Genomic DNA, 24,665 nt, shown 5'->3' with positions numbered 1-24,665 from the left:
ATGATGGTTTAAACAGTAATGGTCATTACCAAGTTTCATCATGCCAGTTTTTAAGTTGAACATAAGGGGGGATTTTTTCTTGATAAAGGAGCTATTTTCAAAGCCCAAAAAAAAGAAATATGCAACGATTCCTTCTGAAGTATCAAAGCAGGATGTTCCAGAAGGAATTATGATAAAATGTCCAAGCTGTAAAAAAATTATGTATACGAAAGAGCTTTCAAAAAATTTGAAGGTTTGCTTCCATTGTCAATATCATTTCCCAATGAATTCAAAGGAACGTTTGACTAGCTTTTTAGATGAACAATCATTTCAAGAAATAGATCATGAAATGATGACAGCAAACCCTTTGGGTTTTACTGGATATATCGAAAAAATTGAACAAGATCGAAAAAAGACGAAAATGAATGAAGCAGTTGTCACTGGAATAGGAAAAGTGAATGGTTTTAATATTGCGATTGCGGTCATGGATTCAACTTTCAGAATGGGAAGTATGGGATCTGTAGTAGGAGAAAAAATTACGAGAGCGATTGAAAAAGCAGACGAACTGTCTATTCCTTTTGTCATTTTCACCGCTTCAGGTGGAGCCAGGATGCAAGAAGGTGTATTAAGTTTAATGCAAATGGCAAAAACAAGCGTAGCATTAAAAAGATTTAGTGACCATGGAGGGTTAATTATTTCCATAATGACGCACCCTACTACTGGAGGAGTGTCCGCTAGTTTTGCTTCTTTAGGTGACTACAATTTGGCTGAGCCAAAAGCATTAATAGGCTTTGCAGGAAGAAGAATTATCGAACAAACGATAAGAGAAGAATTGCCTGAAGACTTCCAAACTGCCGAGTTTCTTTTAAAGCATGGACAATTAGATGCTGTTATTCCTCGTTTAGAGTTGAAGGAATCCATTTCTAATATTCTTGACTTACATCAACCAGGAGGGGATCTTGATTGGTAGGGGAATTAGAATTTGAAAAACCGATCACTGACTTAAAAGATAAAATTGCTGAATTAAAAGAGTTTACAAAAACTGCTGAGGTTGATTTAACACCAGAAATTGAAAAACTAGAGGCACGCTTGATAAAACTTGAAGGTGATATTTACAGCAATTTAAAGCCGTGGGAAAGAGTACAAATCGCAAGGCATCCGCTTAGACCAACCTTTTTAGACTATGTTTCCTTTTTATTTACAGATTTCTTTGAGTGTAAAGGTGATCGTACCTTCGGAGAGGATGAAGCCATTGTCGGTGGTATTGCAAAGTTTCATGGACTTCCCGTAACGATTATTGGTCATCAAAGAGGTAAGGATACAAAAGAAAATATTCGTAGGAATTTTGGAATGCCACATCCAGAAGGCTACAGAAAAGCATTGCGCTTAATGAAGCAGGCAGATAAATTTCAAAGACCAATTATATGCTTTATTGATACAAAGGGTGCATATCCAGGGAAAGCAGCAGAAGAACGAGGTCAAAGCGAAGCAATAGCAAGAAACTTATTTGAAATGGCTACCTTTAAGGTTCCAATCATTTGCATCGTGATTGGCGAAGGTGGAAGCGGAGGAGCTCTGGCACTAGGAGTAGGTAATCATATTCATATGCTAGAGAATTCAACCTATTCTGTTATTTCACCTGAAGGTGCTGCAGCTATTTTATGGAAGGATGCTTCTTTGGCAAAACAGGCAGCTGAAAGCATGAAAATAACTGCATTAGATTTAAAAGAATTAGGGATTATTGATGAAATTATCCCAGAAATAAAAGGCGGAGCACATAAGAGTGTGAAAGATCAAGCAGATGAAATTGAAAAAATTCTCAAGAATTCTTTAGTTGAATTGAAAAAGCTATCGAATGATCAATTAATCGAGCATCGCTATGATAAATTTAAGGCAATTGGAGAATATAACTTTCAACAATCTAGTGAATAGATATAGTAATTTGTTTAAAGTAATGACGATTATTCGAAAGAAACTCCAAAAGTCAAATGAAAATTTTGTGAAAAAATCCCTTGAAATGTGTGCAAAGTAACTACTCTTCAATAAGTTAAACGGTTGCATTTAACCGATAATTCCGTCTTTTTTTTTTATTTAATAATCAGTTGAGATACACGTTTCTTCATGTTATTTTATAAAAGACATTAGATATTTAATGATAGGATTTTTAATCCTTCCTATTTTATTTATTTTTACATATGCAATTATTATGTACGAGGTGAAAGATATGAAAAGAATAGGTGTGCTAACGAGTGGTGGAGATGCTCCAGGAATGAATGCTGCCGTTCGTGCAGTAGTTCGAAAAGCAATTTACAGCAATTTGGAAGTTTATGGGATTGTCGGAGGCTACGCAGGCTTAATTTCAGGAAATATTAAAAAGCTTGAGCTAGGCTCAGTAGGCGATATTATCCAACGCGGTGGAACGTTTCTTTATTCAGCAAGATGCGAAGAGTTTAAGACAAAAGAAGGACAGCAAAAAGGAATTGAACAATTAAAAGCTCATGGGATTGATGCACTAGTCGTAGTTGGTGGAGACGGTTCATATATGGGAGCCAAAGCTCTAACAGAACAAGGATACCCTTGTGTGGGTGTACCGGGGACGATTGATAATGATATCCCGGGCACGGATTTTACCATTGGCTTTGATACAGCACTTAATACAGTTATTGAAGCTATTGATAAAATTCGTGATACAGCTTCTTCTCATGAAAGAACTTTTGTTATCGAGGTTATGGGAAGAAATGCTGGAGATCTTGCTTTATGGGCAGGTCTTGCTGGGGGAGCTGAAACAGTTCTAATCCCGGAAGAAAATTATAATATGGATGAAATTGTAGACAGATTGAAAAAAGGTAGTGAGCGTGGTAAAACACATAGTATCATTATCGTGGCAGAAGGAGTCTGCAGCGGAGTTGAATTTGGTAAAAAGATCAAAGAACAGACAGACTTTGATACTCGTGTTTCCGTTTTAGGCCATATGCAACGTGGAGGATCTCCTACTGCATTTGATCGTGTTCTTGCAAGCCGTTTAGGTGCGTATGCAGTTGAACTGCTTCTCGAAGGCAAAGGTGGTCGCGCAGTTGGTATCGTAGATAACAAGCTAGTTGACTATGATATTATTGAGGCTCTTGGAAAACCACATACATTAGATTTAAGCTTATATCAATTATCGAAAGAGCTTTCTATTTAAGAAAGCTTTACATAAACTAGGAGGTTATTAATTATGCGTAAAACGAAAATCGTTTGTACGATTGGTCCTGCAAGTGAAAGTGTAGAAAAATTAACTCAATTAATGGAAGCTGGTATGAATGTTACCCGCTTAAATTTCTCTCATGGTGACTATGAAGAGCATGGAGCTCGTATTAAAAACATCCGTGAAGCAGCTGAAAAAACTGGTACGAATATTGGTCTTTTATTGGATACTAAAGGTCCAGAAATCCGTACAAACAATATGGAAAATGGTGCGATTGAATTAACGACTGGCAGTGAAGTAATTGTTGCGATGGAAGAAGTATTAGGGACACCTCAAAAATTCTCCATTACATATGAAGGTCTAATTGAAGATGTTGAAGTTGGTTCTAAAATTCTTCTTGATGATGGATTAATTGGTCTTGAAGTTACAAAAATTGATAAAGCTGCAAAAGAGATTTATACAACTGTTTTAAATAGTGGAACATTAAAAAATAAAAAAGGTGTTAACGTTCCTGGCGTTTCAGTAAAACTACCTGGAATTACTGAAAAGGATGCAAACGATATTCGTTTTGGAATCGGACAAGGAATTGACTTTATTGCTGCATCTTTTGTTCGTAGAGCATCTGATGTACTTGAAATTAAGCAATTGCTTGAAGAAAACAATGCAACTCATATCCAAATCATTCCAAAGATTGAAAACCAAGAAGGTGTCGACAATATCGATGAAATTCTTGAAGTTTCTGACGGTTTAATGGTTGCACGTGGAGATTTAGGAGTTGAAATTCCTGCAGAAGAAGTTCCATTAGTGCAAAAACAACTAATCAAAAAATGTAATATCTTAGGTAAACCTGTTATTACAGCTACTCAAATGCTTGACTCGATGCAAAGAAACCCACGTCCTACTAGAGCAGAAGCAAGTGATGTTGCAAACGCGATTTTTGATGGAACAGACGCAATTATGCTTTCTGGTGAAACAGCTGCAGGATCTTACCCTCTTGAAGCAGTTCAAACAATGCATAATATCGCATCACGTGCTGAAACTGCTTTAGACCATAAAGAAATCCTTTCTATTAGAAGTAAGGATTCAGAACAAAATATTACGGATGCAATTGGACAATCTGTTGCTCATACAGCTCTTAACTTAGACGTAAAAGCAATTATTGCTCCAACTGGTAGCGGACATACTGCTCGTATGATTTCAAAATATCGTCCAAAAGCTCCTATTGTAGCTGTAACATACGATGATCGCGTATTAAGAAGATTGGCATTAGTGTGGGGTGTAAATCCGTTACTTAGCCATAAAACTGAAAGCACAGACGATATGCTAGGTGCAGCAGTTCAAGAAACTGTGAATAGCGGAAGTGTTGCAAACGGCGACTTAGTAGTGATCACTGCAGGTGTACCTTTAGGAGAATCTGGTACAACTAATATGATGAAAGTTCAAGTTGTTGGCGATATCATCGCTAAAGGTCAAGGAATTGGCCGCAAATCTGCAAATGGTAAAGTTGTAGTAGCAAAAACAGCGGCTGAAGCACTTGCAAACGTTACAGAAGGTTCTATTCTAGTTACAACTAGCAGCGATGCTGAGATGGTACCTGCGATTGAAAAATGCAGTGCACTAATCACAGAAGAAGGCGGTTTAACTAGCCATGCAGCAGTAGTGGGATTAAGCTTAGGAATTCCTGTAATTGTTGGCGTAGAAAATGCTACTTCTGCACTGAAAAACGGTGAAGAAATTACAGTAGATGCACAAAGAGGAGTTATTTATAGCGGAGTTGCATCAGTACTATAATTTATGTCTAAAAAAGAAGGGGCTGTCATAAGTCGATTTTTCGACTTATGGAAGCCCCTTTTCTTTGATTTTAAGAAACTCTAAAATAGTTGGCTGTGTGGGTAATTTGAAGGCTGCTTCACTTTTATTAATTTGTATATTGAAGAAATTACTCCTATACTATAAGAATAAATAGCTTGGTGAGATGGAGGAAAAGTGAAACATGCGTTATCTTTTATTATTATTAATATTTGTACCAGCTGTAGATATAGGCGTTTTATTTATAGCAGGAAAATCGATAGGCATCTTTCCGACAATTTTGTTCATTATTTTTACAGGAATCCTTGGTACCTATTTAGCGAAAAAACAAGGATTAGAAACTATTCAAAAAGCAAGAGAACAGCTGCAAAATGGATATATGCCTGGTGATGCCTTGATAGATGGGATATGTATATTGGTAGGTGGAGTTTTATTGCTTTTGCCAGGCTTTATTACAGATGCGATAGGGATTCTTCTATTTATACCTTTTACACGAAAGTTTATTAAATTAATTTTGATTAACAAATTAAAAAAACAAATGGAAAATAGAACGTTTCGCGTTATTAGATAAAGTGAAACTTCAATCAGTGGGGACTTTCCTACGTACAGGAAGTACTAGGGCAGACAATACGACTAGTCGTCGCGCTTTTGTCTGCTTCATCCCCCACTGGTTGTTAGTCACGCAGAGCCTGATTGACTTTTCTAAGGGCTGAAGCCCAAAGAAAAGTCTTATTTCACCAATCCGGGCTTTTACGGACAGTTATCCTCCACCTAGGATTTCTCGTTTACACTCATAACCTTGGGAGTTTACTGTCCGTTAATGCGGGATAAAAAATTAGTCAGCCTTCAATAAAGGCTGACTTTTATTTCAACATTAAATACTTTGCTTTATGCGTCCTTTCCGATGATAAATGCCCAAACATCACGAAATACGTTCGCACGATTCAAAGTTGAAAGGATTACGAGTGTTACAGGACCTACTATCAAACCTAAAAATCCGATTAATTTAAATCCAACAAAAAGAGCAATCAATGTAGCTAGTGGATCTAAACCAATACTCGAAGACAAAATTTTAGGTTCCATAATTTGTCGTTGAACTAAGACAATGATATATAAAATACCTAAACCAATTGCAAGACCCATTTCTCCTGCTATAGCTTCGTAAATGATCCATGGTACAAAAATTAACCCAGTACCAAGATAAGGGATAATATCTACAATTCCTGTGATTAACGCGATTGTAATGGCATAATCGACTCTTAAAATAAGTAAGCCTATGAGAATGATTACTGTAGTGATGGAAATTAAAGTAGCCTGCGCACGAATAAATCCAAAGAATGCTTTTTTAAGGTCGGCCAGAACTGTTTTACTGCTTGATTTTAACCGTTTAGGTAGAATTCGTCCTGCTAAGCTGGATAGCTTATACCAATCTTTACTAATGAAAAATGTAGCCAGTAGCGAAAAGATTAATACAGTAGCTGCATTAGGAATCCATGCAATAATATTAGGAATATTTCCGAAAAAGTTTTTAATAAATGTTCCAACGGTTGTCCCAATCCTGCTGCCAACATTTTGAATATTATTCAAAATCGTATCCTGCTGACCTGATTCAAGGCTTTTAAATAAGCTCGCTAGCTGATTGTATAATGGTATTATTTGTGAAGCGAAAAATTGTTCAATATAGCTAATTAACGTATCTAAGTGGTTTGGTACGACACTTGCGATATAATTTGCACCAGAAACAATTTCAGCAATTAGTAAAGTTATTAAGCCAGCAAAAATGGCGAACATGATCACTAAAGCGATAAATACAGCTAGGACGCGATTCATTCTCCCCTTTTTTTCTAAGAAATTGACAAGAGGATTAATAATAAAAGCAATTGCAAGACCAATAATAAATGGGTATGTAATTTTGGATAAATAATAAAAGCTAACGAAAAATAATACTACAATACCAATGACAAATAGAAATCGTAAAGATCGATATATGTATACTGGATTCAAGAATGAACCTCCTTTTCTTAATAGATATAATGATGGGATGAAACAGTGCATGATTTTGGATATAACTGGGAATAAACCTTTTTAAAGGAAATATCCTATATTAGATAAAAATAGTTTAGCATTTAATCCAAAATAATTCACTTTTTTAGATAAAGAAGCATATTTAAATGCTTTGTGAAAGGAGTCCTTTTGTTGCTTAATCAGCCTATTATTTTTTTATTGTTATTATTAGCGATTAGTATTATCGCCAAAAATCAATCTTTATTATTCGCTGTGTGCGTACTATTAATAATTAAAGTGATGGGTGGAGAGTCAAAGCTTTTTTCTTATATACAAGCGAAAGGAATTAATTGGGGAGTCACCATTATTACCATTGCTGTACTTGCACCAATCGCAAGTGGTGAAATTGGTTTTAAAGATTTAACTAGCTCCTTTAAATCTCCATATGCTTGGGTTGCACTTATCTCTGGGATATTCGTCGCTTTACTTGCAAAAGGAGGTATTACACTCTTAACCAAAGATCCTCATATTACAACCGCATTAGTTCTTGGCACAATTTTAGCAGTATCTTTATTTAAAGGAGTAGCCGTTGGTCCATTAATTGGAGCTGGCATTGCATATATGGCAATGAGAATTTTTGATTGGGTCAGGTAAAGTTATTTTTCATTACATATTAAAACTGTAAAAAATATTCTAAAATATTTAACATTTCTTAATTAATTGTTTATAATTATTTTGTAAGCGCATCCTAGGGTGGTAAAAATATTTATGATCATATATAATTATTAAACTATTAGCATTTTTAACATGTAACAAAATGTAAGCATTTTCTATTTTGACAATTTAATGAATAGTTATTAAGTTATGAACTTTATTACCTTTGTTATTTTAGAAAAAGGCTCTGTTAAATTCCATTGTTGATTTTTAAAAGGTCAGGGAATCTACTCCCTTTCCGCGGACGAACCGGCAAGCCTCCTCGCTCGTACCTCCCTGCGGGGTCTTGCCAGCCCGTTTTTCCGCAGGAGTCTCGCAGATTCCCTTCCCTTAAACGACATTATTGTTTAACTGAGCCTGGAAAAAAAGAAACGCTAATAGTTCTGACTCAACAGAAGCTGAGTTTTGATAGCTTTCGTTGATGAAGTGCATCCCCAACTTGTAGGAGCTTTAAGTGATCAAATCATGTGAATAATAGTCACCTCCTTTATTAGCAAAATTGCACTCAGGAGGAAGTGTGACATAAAAAGTGCCTAGCATCCTTATAATACCGTGTATATGGATCGTATTAATCAATCAGAATCGTTTTTGAGGTATGCGGCTCTTTGTTTTAGGTCATTCTTTTCCTTTTTTTAATTGAATATTAATATTAACAACCTTAATAAATTACTTAAGTGATATAGGGGTAAGGGGAAATTTATTTTGTAAAGGAGAGATTATCTATGACAATTACTCGCGGTCTCGAAGGGATAGTGGCAACGAACTCCTCCATTAGTTCTATCATTGATGATACATTAACATATGTTGGATATGATATTGATGATTTAGCTAAAAACGTTAGCTTCGAAGAGGTGATTTACCTTCTTTGGCATCAAAAATTGCCAACACGGTTTGAGCTGCAACAATTCAAAAATTTATTGGTTGAAAATACAGAGCTGCCACCACAATTAATCGAACATTTTAAGATGATTCCAATTAACCATGTTCATCCTATGGCTGCTCTTCGTACTGCCGTTTCTCTCTTAGGCTTATTTGATGATGAAGCAGATTTAATGACGGAAGATGCTAATTATCGAAAGGCCATTCGTTTACAAGCAAAATTGCCGGCTGTTGTGTCAAGTTTTTCAAGGATACGGAAAGGGTTAGAACCAATTGCTCCTAGAAAAGATCTTGGAATAGCAGCGAATTTTCTTTATATGCTTACAGGAGAAGAGCCTGAAGCAATTGCAGTTGAGGCATTTGATAAGGCCTTAGTTTTGCATGCAGATCATGAGTTGAATGCTTCGACCTTTACAGCTCGTGTATGTGTAGCGACTCTATCAGATATTTATTCAGGTATTACCTCGGCTATAAGTGCATTAAAGGGTCCTTTACATGGAGGTGCCAATGAAGCAGTGATGAATATGCTTTCAGAGATTGGATCCCTTGAAAATGTTGAACATTATATTAAAGAGAAACTCCATAAGAAAGAAAAGATTATGGGATTTGGTCACCGTGTATATCGAAATGGTGATCCTCGTACGAAACATTTGAAAGAAATGTCAAAGAAGCTGACCATGCATATTGGTGAATTGAAATGGTATGAGATGTCAACAAAAATTGAGGCTATTGTGACAAGAGAGAAATCAATTCCTCCGAATGTTGATTTCTATTCTGCATCTGTTTATCACAGCTTAAATATCGATCACGATCTATTTACACCTATTTTTGCAATCAGTCGGGTTTCGGGGTGGATCGCTCATATTTTAGAGCAATATGAAAACAATCGCTTAATTCGTCCTCGTGCAGAATATATTGGGCCAAGAAAGCAACAATTTATTCCAATTGAAAAACGAATATAACAAAATAAAAAAATGACTGTATTATTTTACTTTTTAGAAAAATTTCTTGTAATATAAAAATAGAAAAATGGTTTAAGAGGGTGTCCCAAAATGCATATCATCTATAAAGAAGTGCGAATGTTCTATTTAAATTTAATGAACTGAGAGCAGTTTTTGAAACTTTGTTATAGGTCACCCTACTTAAACATTTTTATGAGTCCTATGCGATATAAAAAGAAATTTCTTTTATTAAACTTTCATTAAAACGCTTCTTATGAAAGTAAAACAAGAGGAATCATGTAATTAAAAGATTATGTATGGAGCATAGGACATAACTTTTTACAACTTGGAGGGATAATTATGCACGGAGAAAAAATTACAGTAACGAATGGAATATTAAATGTTCCAAATAATCCAATTGTTCCGTTTATTGAAGGAGATGGGACAGGACCTGATATATGGGCGTCTGCTTCAAGAGTTTTAGATGCTGCTGTAGAAAAGGCATATAAAGGTGAACGTAAAATTGTTTGGAAGGAAGTATTAGCTGGAGAAAAAGCATTTAATCAAACAGGTGAATGGCTTCCATCGGAAACATTGGACGTCATTAATGAATATTTAGTAGCGATAAAAGGGCCATTAACAACACCTGTTGGGGGTGGAATCCGTTCATTAAATGTAGCTTTGCGTCAAGAGTTGGATCTGTTTGTTTGTCTGCGACCTGTTCGCTGGTTTGAAGGAGTACCTTCTCCAGTAAAGAGACCTCAAGATACAGATATGGTCATTTTCCGTGAAAATACAGAAGATATTTACGCGGGTATTGAATATGAGAATGGTTCTGCTGATGTAAAAAAAGTAATTGATTTCCTCCAAAATGAAATGGGTGTAAATAAAATACGTTTTCCTGAAACTTCTGGAATCGGAATTAAGCCTATTTCAAAAGAGGGAACGTCACGTTTAGTACGCTCTGCCATTCAATATGCAATAAAAGAAGGACGTAAATCTCTTACTTTAGTACATAAAGGAAATATTATGAAATTCACTGAAGGAGCATTTAAAAATTGGGGCTATGAATTAGCTGAAAAAGAGTTTGGAGACCAAGTTTTTACTTGGGCACAATATGATCGCATCAAGGAAGAACAAGGAACTGAAGCTGCGAATTTAGCACAATCTCAAGCGGAAGCTGCTGGTAAATTGATTATTAAAGATTCAATTGCTGATATCTTCCTTCAACAAATACTGACTCGTCCTCTTGAGTTTGATGTCGTTGCAACGATGAATTTAAATGGTGATTATATTTCTGATGCACTTGCTGCTCAGGTTGGGGGAATTGGTATAGCTCCTGGAGCTAACATTAACTATGAGACTGGTCATGCCATTTTTGAAGCTACACATGGTACAGCTCCTAAATATGCAGGTTTGGATAAAGTAAATCCTTCATCCGTTATTCTCTCAGGGGTATTAATGCTTGAGCATTTAGGATGGACAGAAGCAGCTGCTCTGATTGTTCAATCAATGGAGAAATCAATCTCATCAAAGGTTGTAACGTATGACTTTGCACGATTAATGGATGGGGCAACTGAAGTAAAATGCTCTGAATTTGGGGATGAATTAATTAAGAATATGGGGTAAGTTATTTGAGATAGATCTCAGGTAAAAGTGTTTTGTACTCATTGAGTGGCTATCTTTAATATAAAATTATGCTTCCATCAGTGGAGGATGAACAAAACCGCCACTGAAGGAAGTTTCTCTTTATCTGCAATTTCAAAATTCTTGGGATGGAGAATTTCTCGTTTTTGTCGGATAAAACAAAGGGGGAGCTTTGCTATGACAATGAAACGTAAAAAGATTTCAGTCATTGGAGGAGGCTTTACTGGGGCTACTACAGCTTTTTTATTAGCCCAAAAAGAATTAGGGGATGTTGTGTTACTTGATATTCCATCTATGGAAAATCCAACGAAGGGGAAGGCGTTGGATATGCTTGAAGCCGGCCCAGTTCAGGGTTTTGATGCTAGGATAATTGGAACTTCTAATTACGATGATACAAAAGATTCTGATATCGTTGTTATTACAGCTGGGATTGCGCGGAAACCTGGTATGAGCAGAGATGATTTGGTGCAGACGAATCAACGAGTGATGAAAAGTGTGACAAAGGAAATTGTAAAGTATTCACCAAATTGCTTTATTATTGTATTAACAAATCCAGTAGATGCTATGACGTATACTGTTTTTAAGGAGTCAGGCTTCCCAAAAAACAAAGTAATAGGACAATCGGGAATACTAGACACAGCACGTTTTCGGACCTTTGTTGCCCAAGAGTTAAATCTGTCTGTGAAAGATATAACTGGCTTTGTTCTTGGGGGACATGGTGATGAAATGGTTCCATTAGTACGCTATTCTTATGCAGGTGGATTACCATTAGAAATGCTTATTCCAAAAGAACGCCTTGATGCCATTGTAGAGCGGACGCGCAAAGGTGGAGGGGAAATTGTTAGTTTGCTTGGAAATGGAAGCGCTTATTATGCGCCTGCTGCTTCATTAGTTGAAATGTGTGAAGCCATCCTAAAGGATCAAAGAAGGGTATTACCTACAATCGCCTATTTAGAGGGGGAATATGGTTATAGTGGAATTTATTTTGGAGTCCCAACGATTTTAGGTGGAAATGGAATCGAGAAAGTAATCCAATTAGACTTAACGGATGTAGAAAAAGCAGAGTTAGATAAATCAGCTGATTCAGTTAAACACGTTATGGCAGTATTAGCTTAATGAAAAAATCAGGGATCCTCCCTGATTTTTTCGTTTTTATTCAGGACTGAACAAGGCGTTTACACTTTTCTTATGAGATTTTCATATTTTTTTGTTTTGCATTGCAAAACTTAAATAGATGTATAATATAATATAAATGTTAGAAAAACTTGGGGTTTTAAAAGTAGGAAAGTTTGTTGCATTGTACTTTTCTATAAAGGGGTAATATATCTTTACGGAGGCTTCTATGAAAAAGAAAATTTTAGTAGTTGATGATGAGCAATCAATCGTAACTTTATTACAATACAACCTGCAGCAAGCAGGTTATGATGTTTTGACAGCAATGGATGGAGAGGAAGGAAAGGAACTAGCAATAACTCAAAATCCAAATTTAATTGTATTAGATTTGATGCTCCCAAGGCTTGATGGTATAGAAGTGTGTAAGCAGCTAAGACAGCAAAAAGTGAATACTCCCATCCTGATGCTGACAGCAAAGGATGATGAATTTGATAAGGTTCTTGGATTAGAGCTAGGTGCAGATGATTATATGACTAAACCGTTTAGTCCTAGAGAAGTGATTGCACGGGTAAAGGCTATTTTACGAAGAACGAATACCCAAGTAGAAGAAGCAGAAGATACTGATGATGAGTTGCAAAGTATTAAAATTGCTGATTTAAAGCTGTTCCCAGAGCATTATGAAGCTTATTTTTTAGATGAGCTATTAGAGCTTACTCCTAAAGAGTTTGAGCTATTGCTCTATTTAGCTAAACATAAAAATCGTGTATTAACACGAGATCAACTGTTAAGTGCTGTCTGGAATTATGATTTTGCTGGAGATACACGGATTGTAGATGTACATATTAGTCATCTAAGAGAAAAAATAGAGCAAAATACAAAAAAGCCAGCTTATATAAAAACGATTCGTGGGTTAGGTTATAAGCTAGAGGAGCCAAAAGGTGAATGACCAAATTTAGAACAAGACTTCTAGTTGGGCTAATAACGCTGGTATTTTCAGTGTTAATTGGCCTTGGATTATTATTGGGCCAGTTGTTTAAAAACTATTACTTAGAATCCTTTGATCAAAGGTTAAAAAAAGAAATTAATTTAATTGCGTCCAATATTGAGGAAAATGGTGGTTTAGTATCCCTTAACTTAGAAAAAATGACTGAGTATAGTGAAATGCTGGATGTAAGAGCTACGATTATAGATTTGCAAGGTGATATCATCTATGACAGTGGACAAACGTATCAAGAAAGTGATAAAAAACATGAGCAAAATATAATGCGAATTCTTGAAAAAGGGTCTACTGATAAGAACGGTTTCATTCTAGGTGGAGATAGTGAATTACATTATTACTGGAAAGCTGTTTTGCATAATGGCCAAAAAGAAGGGTATGTGTTTATTAGTACAAAAATGATTGAAACACAAAAGGCCTATCGACAAATTTGGTGGATCTTAACTGTCAGTCTTGGATTAGCATTAATCGTTGTCATTATTTTAAGCTTTCGGATTACTTCTCGTTATACAAAACCGATTGAATCAGCTACAAATGCAGCAATCGAATTAGCAAAAGGAAATTATAAAGCTCGTACTTATGAGGATCATATTGATGAAACAGGGATGTTAAGCTCTTCCATTAACATTCTTGCAAGAAATTTACAAGAGATGGTGAAAGCTCAGGAGATTCAACAAGATCGGTTAGGAACGTTGATAGAAAACATAGGAAGCGGTTTAATCCTGATTGACAGCAGGGGATACATTAGTCTGATAAACAGAGCCTATAAAGATTTTTTTAATGTTCATTCTTCTGATTATTTGTATAAGCTTTATTTTGAAGTGATTGAACATCATGAAATAACGGATTTAATTGAAGAAATTTTTATGACCGAGCATAAAGTAAAAAAGCAAATGTTGATCCCGTTGGGTATTGAACGACGTCATTTTGAAGTATACGGTGTGCCAATCATTGGAACAAATGATGTTTGGAAAGGTATATTGCTCGTTTTTCATGATATAACAGAAATAAAAAAGCTTGAGCAAATGAGAAAGGATTTTGTGGCGAATGTATCTCATGAACTTAAGACGCCAATTACGTCTATAAAAGGCTTCTCTGAAACATTATTAGATGGGGCAATGGAAAACAGGCAAACTCTGGAAACCTTTTTAACCATCATATTAAAAGAGAGTGATCGACTGCAAACCTTAGTTCAAGATCTACTTGATCTTTCTAAAATTGAGCAGCAAGGCTTTATACTTAATATTCAATCCTTTAATCTTGTTGAAATGCTACATGAGGTTATGGCGATACTAAAAGGAAAAGCAGAAAAAAAAGCAATAGAGATGCAGTTTGATTATCATGAAGAATCACTTATGATAGAAGGGGATGTGGATCGGCTTAAGCAAGTTTTTATAAATTTAATTACTAATGCTATCTTATATACTCCTAAACAAGGAAAAGTCATGGTATTCATATGTGATCAGCATTCAATTGTTTCTGTAGCTGTAAAGGATACTGGAATTGGATTGCGCAAAACAGAAATCCCGCGTATATTTGAACGTTTTTATCGAGTGGATAAAGCAAGAAGCCGTAATTCAGGAGGAACTGGATTAGGACTTGCTATTGTTAAGCATTTAGTAGAAGCCCATAAAGGGAATATTTCAGTTAAAAGTGAAGTTGGAAAAGGGACAATCTTCACGATTAAGCTAAATAAAAAGATGTAGGAATGTTTGAATTTATTTATCGTGTATTTTTTTACATGAACTTAACATATCGTTTATGATAGCTTAACATATAGTTGTTAAAATCATATATGAAAAACCCCTTCATCCAAGGAGGAATGAAAAAGGTGAAAGCTGACCCCGCTTTCACTTTTTTTTGTATTTTATATGTAACTTAAATTATACATAAATGAAACTTTTTTCCTTTGTTTACGTAAAAAGAAGTTATAGAGAAAAACGTATTAGGGGGAAAAAGATGGTTAGTATAAAAAAAATATACGTGATTATTGCTCTCACATTTCTTGTAGCGGGACTTAGTATTGTGGCTTTTACAACCTGGTACACAGTAGATGAATCCGAGCAGGCAGTTATTTTAACTTTTGGAAAATCTGAAGAAGAAATAAACGAACCAGGTCTCCATTTTAAGCTGCCTTGGCCAATACAAAGTGTAGAGACGCTTTCAAAGGAAACGTATAGTCTCCAATTTGGCTACAAAGAAAATGAAGGGGAAATTCAAGATTTCCCAAGTGAAACAAAAATGATCACAGGGGATGAAAATATAGTCTTGGCTGATCTAGTTGTCCAATGGAAAATAACAGATCCGACCAAATATTTATATAACGCGGATAATCCAGAAGAAATATTGTATGATGCAACATCAGCTTCCTTAAGAAGTATTGTAGGGAGCTCAAAAATAGATGATGCACTTACCTCAGGAAAAGCAGAAATTGAAGCAGATGTTAGAGACTTATTATCATCTTTAATTGATAAATATGATATTGGAATTTCGATTTTAGCTGTAAAGCTTCAAGATGTAGAATTACCGAATGATAAGGTTCGTAAGGCATTTACGGACGTAACTGATGCGCGTGAAACTATGAATACAAAACTTAATGAAGCAAGTAAATATCAAAATAAGAAAATGAATGAAGCACAAGGGGAAAAAGCTGCCCTTATGTCAAAAGCATTAGGAGATAAAGCAGCTCGTATTGAAACTGCAAGAGGGGATGTAGCTATTTTTGATAAGCTGTATGAAGAGTATCGAAAAAATCCGGATATAACAAAGAAAAGGCTTGTAATTGAAACGATCGAGCAGGTTCTCCCGCAATCAGAGGTTTATATCATGAATGATGATGGGAACACAATGAAATACTTCCCAATCCGACCGTTGGAAAAAGAACAGCCAAAAGAGGAGAAAGGAAGTGAAAAGAATGGGTAATGAAAATATTGTCAATATGAATGAAAATGGGTCAAGTAATTTTAAGTGGAGAGGTTATATCAAACTGGGAATGATTTTATTCATCTTTTTATTAATCATTATCACGATCTTTTCAAATCTTATTATTGTAAAAGAAGGAGAATTTAAGGTCGTCCGACAGTTTGGAGAAGTGGTCCGAATTGAAGAAGAACCTGGTTTAAGCTACAAAATTCCCTTTATTCAAAGTGTAACGACCTTGCCGAAGCATCTTATGACCTATGATGTATCTGAGGCAGAAATCAATACAAAAGATAAAAAAAGAATGATTATTGATAATTACGCTATATGGAAAATAGAAGATCCTAAGAAAATGATTTCAAATGCACGTACAGTTGAAAATGCTGAAACGAGGATGGAAGAATTTATTTATTCGATTGTAAGATCAGAACTAGGCCAATTGAATTATGATGAAATTATCAATGACGAAAAATCAACGAGAGGCTCACTCAATGATCAAATCACTGCGAAAGTAAATGAAATGCTCTCGAATGACGAATATGGCATTGTTGTGGCCGATGTTAGAATGAAGAGGACAGATTTACCAAAGGAAAATGAGCAATCTGTTTATACAAGAATGGTATCTGAGCGTGAATCAAAGGCACAGGAATATTTATCTATGGGAGATGCAAAAAAGAATGAGATTGAAGCTGAAACAGATAGTAAAGTGAAGGAAATGCTTGCGATAGCTCAAGCGGATGCCGAAACAGTTCGGGCGGAAGGAGAAGCAGAAGCTGCAAGAATATACAATCAATCTTTTTCAAAGGATCCTAGCTTCTATTCAATGTTCCGTACACTTGAATCCTATAAGAAAACGATCAATGGCGAAACAGTTCTCGTATTACCATCGGATTCTCCATATGCAAGATTGTTAATGGGCTATACAGACAATTAAAGAATAAACCGTTGTTTTTCTTTCTTATTCTACTCATGATAGAATAGAAAGGAAAATGACGGTTTTTTGTCTGTTCTATCATACATATTTTTACAGGAGGAGTTTCGGTGAATAATAAATTAGTGCTTATAGATGGCAATAGTATAGCATATCGAGCTTTTTTTGCTTTACCGTTATTAAATAACGATAAAGGGATTCATACAAATGCCATTTACGGCTTTACGATGATGCTGATGAGGATTTTAGAGGAGGAAAAGCCTTCACATATCCTTGTCGCATTCGATGCAGGGAAAACAACTTTTCGTCATAAAACCTTTAGCGAATATAAAGGAGGAAGGCAGAAAACACCGCCTGAGCTTTCAGAACAGTTTCCTTTTATACGAGACCTATTAAAAGCGTATGGGATATCTCAATATGAGCTGGAAAATTATGAAGCTGATGATATTATTGGTACATTATCCTTACAAGCTGAAAAAGAAGGTTTTATGGTCAAAATTATTTCAGGTGATAAGGATTTAACGCAGCTTAGCTCCGAGCAAACAACTGTATCCATCACAAAAAAAGGAATCACTGAAACAGAAGAATACTCTCCTTTACATATTCAAGAAAAATACGGATTAACTCCTGATCAAATTATCGATATGAAGGGATTAATGGGTGACAGCTCTGACAATATTCCCGGAGTACCTGGAGTAGGAGAAAAAACGGCTATTAAGCTCTTAAAAGAATTTACGACACTTGAACAAGTATTAGCTTCTATTGATCAAATAAGCGGCAAAAAACTAAAAGAAAAGCTAGAGGAATTTAAGGATCAGGCACTCATGAGTAAAGTGCTCGCGACCATTACACGAGAAGCTCCGGTTCAAATTAAATTGGAGGAAATTGGCTATGAAGGATACCAAACAGAACATGTAAAAGGAATATTCAAAGAACTGGGATTTAATTCCTTATTAGATAAGCTTGATCCAGATCACAACCTAGTAGAAGATCATCAACCATTGGATAACATTCATTTTGAACAAATAAAAGAAGTAACAGCAGACATTTTTACTGATGAAAATATTTTTTATATCGAAATTTTAGAGGACAATTACCATTATGCAGATATTATTGGTTTTTCTATTGTCAATGAAAAAGGAAGCTTCTTTTTATCAACTGAAATCGCTGTAAAATCTGATGTTTTTAAAGTATGGGCCGAAGATGAGAGCAAGAAAAAAATTGTCTATGATGCCAAACGATCAGAAGTTGCTTTACGTCATCATGGCATCCATCTAAAAGGAGTCACCTTTGATTTATTGCTTGCTTCTTATATTGTGAATCCTGCCGAAGCCATTGATGATGTTGCTGAAATTGGAAAAAGATATGGCTTTGAACGACTTCAATCAGATGAGGCATTCTATGGAAAAGGTGCCAAAAGAAAGATTCCAGAGGAAACCGAATTAGCTGATCATCTTGTACGGAAGTCTGTAGCAATTGACTTTTTAAAAGAAAAATTAGAAAACGAATTAAAGGAAAATCAGCAGCTTGAGCTTTTCTATGAACTTGAGATGCCGCTTTCGTTTATTTTGGCGGATATGGAATCCTATGGCATAAAAGTGGATTTAGATACACTAAAACGAATGGGTGCGGATCTAACCGGACGATTAAAAGACATTGAGGCGAAAATATACGAGTTAGCAAATGAAACGTTTAATATTAATTCTCCTAAGCAGCTAGGAGTTATTTTATATGAGAAAATGGGCCTCCCTGTATTAAAAAAAACAAAGACAGGGTATTCAACGTCTGCGGATGTTCTTGAAAAGCTTGAAAACGATCATGAAATCATTAAGCAGATCCTTCATTTTCGTCAGTTAGGCAAACTTCAATCAACTTATATTGAAGGTTTACTAAAAATGGTTAATCCAAAAACGGGGAAAGTCCACACTAGATTTAATCAGGCGCTGACACAGACTGGGCGATTAAGCTCTACCGATCCTAATTTGCAAAACATACCGATCCGATTAGAGGAAGGAAGAAAAATTAGAGAGGCGTTCGTTCCTTCAGAAGAAGGATGGGTTATCTTTGCGGCAGACTATTCACAAATTGAGCTTAGAGTATTAGCTCATATAGCAAGCGATGAAAAATTAATTGAAGCCTTTCAAGAGGATCAAGACATTCATACGAAAACAGCTATGGAAGTGTTTCATGTTGGGGAAACAGAGGTAACCTCGCAAATGAGACGTCATGCAAAGGCTGTAAATTTTGGTATTGTTTACGGCATTAGTGATTATGGATTATCTCAAAGCTTGGCGATTACTCGTAAAGAAGCAGGAAAATTCATTGATCGGTATTTAATAAGCTATCCTGGGGTAAAAAATTATATGGAAGATATTGTTGTCGAAGCAAAACAAAAGGGATATGTTTCAACGCTTCTACAAAGAAGAAGATATCTCCCGGAAATTACAAGCAGAAACTTTAATTTGCGCAGCTTTGCTGAGCGGACAGCGATGAATACACCGATTCAAGGCAGTGCTGCTGATATTATTAAAAAAGCGATGATCGACATGGCAGAGAGATTGAAAAAAGAAGAGTTAAAAACAAGATTATTACTTCAAGTACACGATGAATTGATATTTGAAGCACCAGAAGATGAAATTGAAATATTAAAAAAAATAGTGCCAGAAGTTATGGAGCATGCAGTTGGATTAAAGGTTCCTCTAAAGGTTGATTACGCATACGGTCCAACATGGTTTGATGCAAAATAGCCGTCGGATAAGGGAGTGAATAGAATGCCAGAGCTTCCTGAAGTAGAAACGGTTAGACGAACATTACAGGAATTGGTTATTAATAAAGAAATTAAGGATGTCACAGTGAAATGGAATAAAATCATTAAACATCCAGAGGAGATTACTCAATTTAAGGATGCATTAATAGGTCAATCGATCCTGGGTATCGGTAGAAGAGGAAAATTTTTGATCATCTATACGAATCAATATGCGTTAGTTTCACATTTACGTATGGAGGGGAGATATGGATTATTTCAAAAAAATGAAGAAGTAGATAAACATACTCATGTCATTTTCCATTTTACAGATGGAACTGAGCTTCGCTACCGAGACGTTAGAAAATTTGGCACAATGCATTTATTTTCAAAAGGGAATGAAGAAAAGGTCCTACCATTATCTCAGCTAGGTCCAGAGCCTTTTTCAGATGACTTCCATTTGCAGAGCTTTGCGAGTAAGCTAGCTCAATCGAAAAGGGCTATCAAAACGGCTCTTCTCGATCAAAAAATTGTCGTTGGTCTTGGCAATATCTATGTAGATGAATCTCTGTTTCGTTCAGGAATTCATCCTGAAAGGCAAGCCAATTCACTAAATTCTAAAGAAATTGCCTTGCTTTATAATGAAATTATTGCAACCTTATCAGAAGCGGTAGAAAAAGGAGGCAGTACGATTCGATCTTATGTCAATTCTCAAGGGCAAATAGGCATGTTTCAGCTAGAATTATTTGTTTATGGACGAAAAGGTGAGCAATGTAAGGTGTGTGGTTCCATACTTGAAAGAAAGGTTGTTGGCGGAAGAGGAACTGTTTTCTGCCCCACATGTCAGAAATAACGAAATGCTGTCTAGCTTTAGCACCTAGCCCTTGTGAAAAATAACCTCTTGCCTCAAAAAGCAAATAACGCTTTTGGAGTTAATAGAACATTTTTCTTCAGGGCTGAACAAGGCGCTGCCGCTTTTCACATTGGATAGGCTTCTTCCATATACTATTGTATATGTTTAATTGGAAGGGAGCTTTTTCCATGGGGCATTCTTTTTCACTTTTATTACTCGCATTAGCCGTTAGTGTGGACAATTTTAGTGTTGGGTTAACATACGGGCTTAGAAAAGTACGAATTCCATTTAAATCAATGGTCATCATCTCTATTTGTTCGGCAATTACATTAATCATTGCAATGATATTTGGACATTTTTTGCAGAAAATATTTAGTACGTCCATAGCCAATAGTATTGGTGGTTCCATATTAATTTTGCTCGGAGGCTGGATTCTTTTTCAATTTTTTCAAAGCGATAAAGAAAAAGACATCCTTCCATCTGAAAAAACCATTGTAAATTTTGAAATTAAATCACTTGGAATTGTTATTCATATTTTAAAAAAACCAATGGCAGCTGATTTTGATCAATCAGGAACGATAACAGGGATAGAAGCTTTTATGCTTGGTCTTGCACTTTCTTTAGATGCTTTTGGAGCTGGAATTGGAGCTGCTTTACTTGGCTTCTCGCCACTTTATTTAGCCATATCTGTTTCCATAATGAGTATATTTTTTGTTTTTTCGGGTCTTATGGTGGGCACTTCCTTTTCAAAAAGCAGTTGGGTTCAAAAATGTTCCTTTCTTCCTGGAGTATTATTAATATTAATTGGGATATGGAAAATATAGCGAAATGGAAGGGTATAAAGATGACATTAGTAATTGGGTTGACAGGCGGAATCGCAAGTGGAAAAAGCACAGTTTCAAATATGTTAAAGGATAGAGGTATTACAGTTATCGATGCGGATGTAGAAGCAAGATTGGCTGTAGAAAAAGGAGAAGAAGCTTACAAGGCTATTGTTCATCATTTTGGCTCTGAAATTCTTCTGCCTGATGGCTCCATTAATCGCTCGAAGCTTGGAGCGATTATTTTTTCGGACCAAAGAAAGAGAAAAGTACTAAATGATATTGTACACCCTGTAGTTCGAAAAAAAATGCTTCAGAAAAAAGAACAGTCAATTCAACAAGGGGAATCAATTGTTATTTTGGATATTCCCCTCTTATTTGAAAGTGGATTAACGAATCTCGTCGACAAAACCATTTTAGTTTATGTGGATGAAGAAAAACAAATCGAACGGTTAATGAATCGAAATCACTTCTCCAAAGAAGAAGCGTTAGCTAGAATACATTCTCAATTTTCTTTAAAAGAAAAAAGAACTCTTGCTGATGCAGTCATTGATAACAATGGTTCTGTTGAAAATACAAACTTGCAACTGCTTAGAATCTTAAATGGATGGAAAGAGTTGTAGAAAAACGAGGTTATAATAATAAAATTTATTAATTTTACATAATTAAAACTCATAATTCCACTAAATGTGTTATACTAATTATTGTTGTGAGGAATTTTAGTATAACATTAATGTGGAGGGAGCCTAAAGATGAAGGCGAGAATAGCTATTAATGGTTTTGGTCGAATAGGGCGTATGGTGTTTAGAAAAGCTATCGATGATAAGGTTTTAGATATTGTTGCTATTAATGCTAGCTATCCTGCAGAAACTCTTGCTCATCTAATAAAGTATGACACCATTCATGGTCCTTTTCTTGGTGAGGTTAGAACTGAAGGCCATTCAATTATCGTTAATGGGAAAAAAGTAAAGCTAATTAATAAACGAAATCCAGAACAACTGCCATGGGAGAAACTAAATATAGATGTTGTCATAGAAGCTACAGGAAAATTTAACCTGAGGGAGAAAGCTCTTTTACATGTAAAAGCAGGGGCTAAAAAAGTCATCTTAACAGCACCTGGAAAAAATGAAGATGTTACGATTGTCATGGGTGTTAATGAAAGCGCATTAAATATTGATCATCATTGTATTATTTCAAACGCCTCATGTACAACTAATTGCTTAGCCCCTGTTGTAAAAGTTTTGGATGATCAATTTGGGATAGAGAATGGACTTATGACAACCATCCACTCTTTTACAAATGACCAAAAAAACATCGATAATCCACATAAGGATTTAAGAAGGGCAAGAGCTTGTGGCCAATCGATTATTCCAACTTCAACAGGAGCTGCCAAATCACTGTCACTTGTTATCCCTCATTTAAAGGGGAGATTACATGGCATGGCATTAAGAGTTCCTACACCAAATGTTTCACTTGTGGATCTAGTTGTTGATGTTAAGAAAGAAGTTTCAATAGAAGAAGTGAATAATTCATTTATTCAAGTTTCAAAAGGAAAGCTGAATGGAATTCTAAGCTTCACAAAAGAGCCATTAGTTTCCATTGATTTTAACTCAAATCCGCATTCAGCTATTATTGACGGACTTTCTACAATGGTGATTGGAGCAAATAAAGTGAAAGTATTAGCATGGTATGATAACGAATGGGGCTATTCCTGCAGAGTGGTCGATCTCGTTCATTTTGTTGGGCAGAAAATGTTTCAATCATCACCAGTTAGTATGGGATAATAGAAGCTTTCTTCTTATATATAAATGGGATAAACAATAAGAATAATAAGATTGGATAAAAACTTGTCCTTAGGAAAAAGTAAGAGTAACCCCCGATAATCCTGCAATGTGAGACGAAAAATTTTTATGTTGCAAAAAAAAATTAAACCAAGTATACTAATCCTCGTGAACTTCTCTAATGATGGAATCTATACCTACTTAAAGGGTTAGGACCTCTTAGGACTAACTTTCCCCCGTTGTAGTTGTAATCCATAAAAAATTAGGAATTTCATTGTTTAAATAAGGTTTAAGGGGGAAATAAATATGGAAACAATGGGCAGACACGTAATTGCTGAATTATGGGGTTGCGATGTTGAAAGATTGAATAATTTAGATCAAATTGAGCAAATCTTTGTTGAGGCAGCATTGAAGTCAGGTGCTGAGGTTCGAGAGGTTGCTTTTCATAAATTTGCACCACAAGGAGTTAGTGGTGTGGTTATTATATCTGAATCACATTTAACCATTCACAGCTTCCCGGAGCATGGTTATGCAAGTATTGATGTATATACTTGTGGAGATCTTGATCCAAATATTGCGGCTGATTATATAGCAGAAGCTTTAGGAGCTCAAATACGTGAAAATATTGAAATTCCACGTGGTATGGGACCGATTCAAGTGAAGCCTGCTGAAGCGAATGCATTATAATTTTTAGAAATAAAAAAATTAGAGGTGTAATTGATACACCTCTTTTATTTTTGGCTTAAAAAATAGTACAATGGGATAAAGTGTGGATGATTTTAAACTACATATTATGTGCACGCGCTATTCTAATAATATAAGAAAGTTCAAGATAGATTCGGAGTTGATGATATGAAATGTCCTTCATGCCACAATAACAATACTCGTGTTCTTGATTCTCGTCCTGTAGATGAGGGGAGATCTATTCGTCGCAGACGAGAATGTGAAGCATGTGGATATCGATTTACGACTTTTGAAAAGGTCGAAGAAATACCGCTTATCGTTGTGAAGAAGGGTGGAACTCGTGAAGAATTCAGTCGAGAAAAAATCCTTCGAGGTCTTATTAAAGCATGCGAAAAAAGACCAGTTGCTTTAAAGGAATTAGAGGAAATTACATCAAATGTCGAGAAAGAGCTTCGCAGTCAAGGAACTTCTGAGATCAAAAGTGAGATTGTTGGTGAAATGGTGATGGATCGATTAGCAAAGGTAGATGAAGTTGCTTATGTACGTTTTGCATCTGTCTATCGTCAGTTTAAGGATATCAATGTATTTATTGATGAATTAAAAGAATTAATAAAAAAAGAACAGGCATAGGAGCTGAAGGAAATCTTTAGCTCTTTTTTTGAA

General features: G+C 35.6%; 21 protein-coding genes. 20 read left to right on the top strand and 1 reads right to left on the bottom strand.

The window, feature by feature from the left end:
* Window positions 1–79: 79 nt before the first annotated feature.
* The 5 genes from accD to FDO66_RS07425 all read left to right on the top strand — a co-directional run bounded on the left by accD (window position 80) and on the right by FDO66_RS07425 (window position 5,546).
* On the top strand, window positions 80–949 hold the full coding sequence (gene accD / locus FDO66_RS07445; protein WP_141432014.1) for an acetyl-CoA carboxylase, carboxyltransferase subunit beta: 870 nt from the start codon (window positions 80–82) through the stop codon (window positions 947–949).
* The gene (accA, locus tag FDO66_RS07440; protein WP_141432013.1) at window positions 943–1,911 is read left to right on the top strand and encodes an acetyl-CoA carboxylase carboxyl transferase subunit alpha; all 969 of its coding nucleotides are present in this window, start codon (window positions 943–945) and stop codon (window positions 1,909–1,911) included. The genes accD and accA overlap by 7 nt, the downstream gene beginning before the upstream one ends.
* Window positions 1,912–2,203: 292 nt before the next feature.
* Window positions 2,204–3,163 (top strand): 6-phosphofructokinase, encoded by a 960-nt coding sequence (gene pfkA / locus FDO66_RS07435; RefSeq protein ID WP_141432012.1) that lies wholly within the window; start codon window positions 2,204–2,206, stop codon window positions 3,161–3,163.
* 33 nt (window positions 3,164–3,196) lie between these two features.
* Window positions 3,197–4,957: a pyruvate kinase gene (gene pyk, locus FDO66_RS07430; RefSeq protein WP_141432011.1), complete on the top strand. Its 1,761-nt coding sequence runs from the start codon at window positions 3,197–3,199 to the stop codon at window positions 4,955–4,957.
* 202 nt (window positions 4,958–5,159) lie between these two features.
* Entirely contained in the window at window positions 5,160–5,546 is a 387-nt protein-coding gene (locus tag FDO66_RS07425; protein WP_141432010.1) for an FxsA family protein, read from the top strand.
* 317 nt (window positions 5,547–5,863) lie between these two features.
* On the opposite strand, the gene ytvI is transcribed toward FDO66_RS07425, so the two are convergent.
* Window positions 5,864–6,979: a sporulation integral membrane protein YtvI gene (ytvI, locus tag FDO66_RS07420; protein WP_141432009.1), complete on the bottom strand. Its 1,116-nt coding sequence runs from the start codon at window positions 6,977–6,979 to the stop codon at window positions 5,864–5,866.
* Window positions 6,980–7,171: 192 nt separating this feature from the next.
* Here ytvI and FDO66_RS07415 point away from each other — a divergent pair, with 192 nt between their 5' ends.
* The 15 genes from FDO66_RS07415 (at window position 7,172) to nrdR (ending at window position 24,632) form a co-directional block, all read left to right on the top strand.
* Entirely contained in the window at window positions 7,172–7,633 is a 462-nt protein-coding gene (locus FDO66_RS07415) for a DUF441 domain-containing protein (protein ID WP_141432008.1), read from the top strand.
* Window positions 7,634–8,415: 782 nt separating this feature from the next.
* On the top strand, window positions 8,416–9,534 hold the full coding sequence (gene citZ, locus FDO66_RS07410) for a citrate synthase (RefSeq protein WP_141432007.1): 1,119 nt from the start codon (window positions 8,416–8,418) through the stop codon (window positions 9,532–9,534).
* A 336-nt stretch (window positions 9,535–9,870) separates the two neighbouring features.
* Window positions 9,871–11,142 carry an NADP-dependent isocitrate dehydrogenase gene (gene icd / locus FDO66_RS07405; protein WP_181444485.1) on the top strand — a complete coding sequence of 424 codons (1,272 nt, stop codon included), beginning with the start codon at window positions 9,871–9,873 and terminating at the stop codon, window positions 11,140–11,142.
* Window positions 11,143–11,337: 195 nt separating this feature from the next.
* Window positions 11,338–12,276: a malate dehydrogenase gene (gene mdh, locus FDO66_RS07400; protein WP_141432005.1), complete on the top strand. Its 939-nt coding sequence runs from the start codon at window positions 11,338–11,340 to the stop codon at window positions 12,274–12,276.
* A 226-nt stretch (window positions 12,277–12,502) separates the two neighbouring features.
* Complete coding sequence (locus tag FDO66_RS07395) at window positions 12,503–13,219, top strand: response regulator transcription factor (RefSeq protein WP_141432004.1); 717 nt, start codon at window positions 12,503–12,505, stop codon at window positions 13,217–13,219.
* Complete coding sequence (gene pnpS / locus FDO66_RS07390) at window positions 13,216–14,976, top strand: two-component system histidine kinase PnpS (RefSeq protein WP_141432003.1); 1,761 nt, start codon at window positions 13,216–13,218, stop codon at window positions 14,974–14,976. Before FDO66_RS07395 ends, pnpS begins: the two co-directional genes overlap by 4 nt.
* A gap of 253 nt (window positions 14,977–15,229) precedes the next feature.
* The gene (gene hflK, locus FDO66_RS07385) at window positions 15,230–16,192 is read left to right on the top strand and encodes an FtsH protease activity modulator HflK (RefSeq protein WP_141432002.1); all 963 of its coding nucleotides are present in this window, start codon (window positions 15,230–15,232) and stop codon (window positions 16,190–16,192) included.
* Window positions 16,185–17,123, top strand: a complete 939-nt coding sequence (gene hflC, locus FDO66_RS07380) for a protease modulator HflC (protein ID WP_141432056.1) — start codon at window positions 16,185–16,187, stop codon at window positions 17,121–17,123. The genes hflK and hflC overlap by 8 nt, the downstream gene beginning before the upstream one ends.
* A gap of 107 nt (window positions 17,124–17,230) precedes the next feature.
* The gene (gene polA, locus FDO66_RS07375; protein ID WP_141432001.1) at window positions 17,231–19,867 is read left to right on the top strand and encodes a DNA polymerase I; all 2,637 of its coding nucleotides are present in this window, start codon (window positions 17,231–17,233) and stop codon (window positions 19,865–19,867) included.
* Between the two features lie 24 nt (window positions 19,868–19,891).
* Window positions 19,892–20,716 (top strand): DNA-formamidopyrimidine glycosylase, encoded by an 825-nt coding sequence (gene mutM, locus FDO66_RS07370; RefSeq protein ID WP_141432000.1) that lies wholly within the window; start codon window positions 19,892–19,894, stop codon window positions 20,714–20,716.
* Between the two features lie 188 nt (window positions 20,717–20,904).
* Window positions 20,905–21,540: a sporulation membrane protein YtaF gene (gene ytaF, locus FDO66_RS07365; protein WP_141431999.1), complete on the top strand. Its 636-nt coding sequence runs from the start codon at window positions 20,905–20,907 to the stop codon at window positions 21,538–21,540.
* 20 nt (window positions 21,541–21,560) lie between these two features.
* Window positions 21,561–22,160, top strand: a complete 600-nt coding sequence (coaE, locus tag FDO66_RS07360) for a dephospho-CoA kinase (RefSeq protein WP_141431998.1) — start codon at window positions 21,561–21,563, stop codon at window positions 22,158–22,160.
* Between the two features lie 129 nt (window positions 22,161–22,289).
* Window positions 22,290–23,321, top strand: coding sequence for a glyceraldehyde-3-phosphate dehydrogenase (locus FDO66_RS07355; RefSeq protein ID WP_141431997.1), 1,032 nt, complete (start codon window positions 22,290–22,292; stop codon window positions 23,319–23,321).
* Window positions 23,322–23,624: 303 nt separating this feature from the next.
* A complete protein-coding gene (gene speD, locus FDO66_RS07350; protein WP_141431996.1) occupies window positions 23,625–24,005 on the top strand; it encodes an adenosylmethionine decarboxylase in 381 nt (126 codons plus the stop codon).
* Window positions 24,006–24,170: 165 nt separating this feature from the next.
* The gene (gene nrdR / locus FDO66_RS07345) at window positions 24,171–24,632 is read left to right on the top strand and encodes a transcriptional regulator NrdR (RefSeq protein WP_141431995.1); all 462 of its coding nucleotides are present in this window, start codon (window positions 24,171–24,173) and stop codon (window positions 24,630–24,632) included.
* The last annotated feature ends 33 nt before the right edge of the window (window positions 24,633–24,665 follow it).

The sequence above is a fragment of the Bacillus sp. 03113 genome, from assembly GCF_006546985.1.
Taxonomy (GTDB): Bacteria; Bacillota; Bacilli; order Bacillales; family Cytobacillaceae; genus VATK01.
Note: the sequence above shows the minus strand (reverse complement) of the source record. Positions and strands in the feature narration are given on the sequence as shown.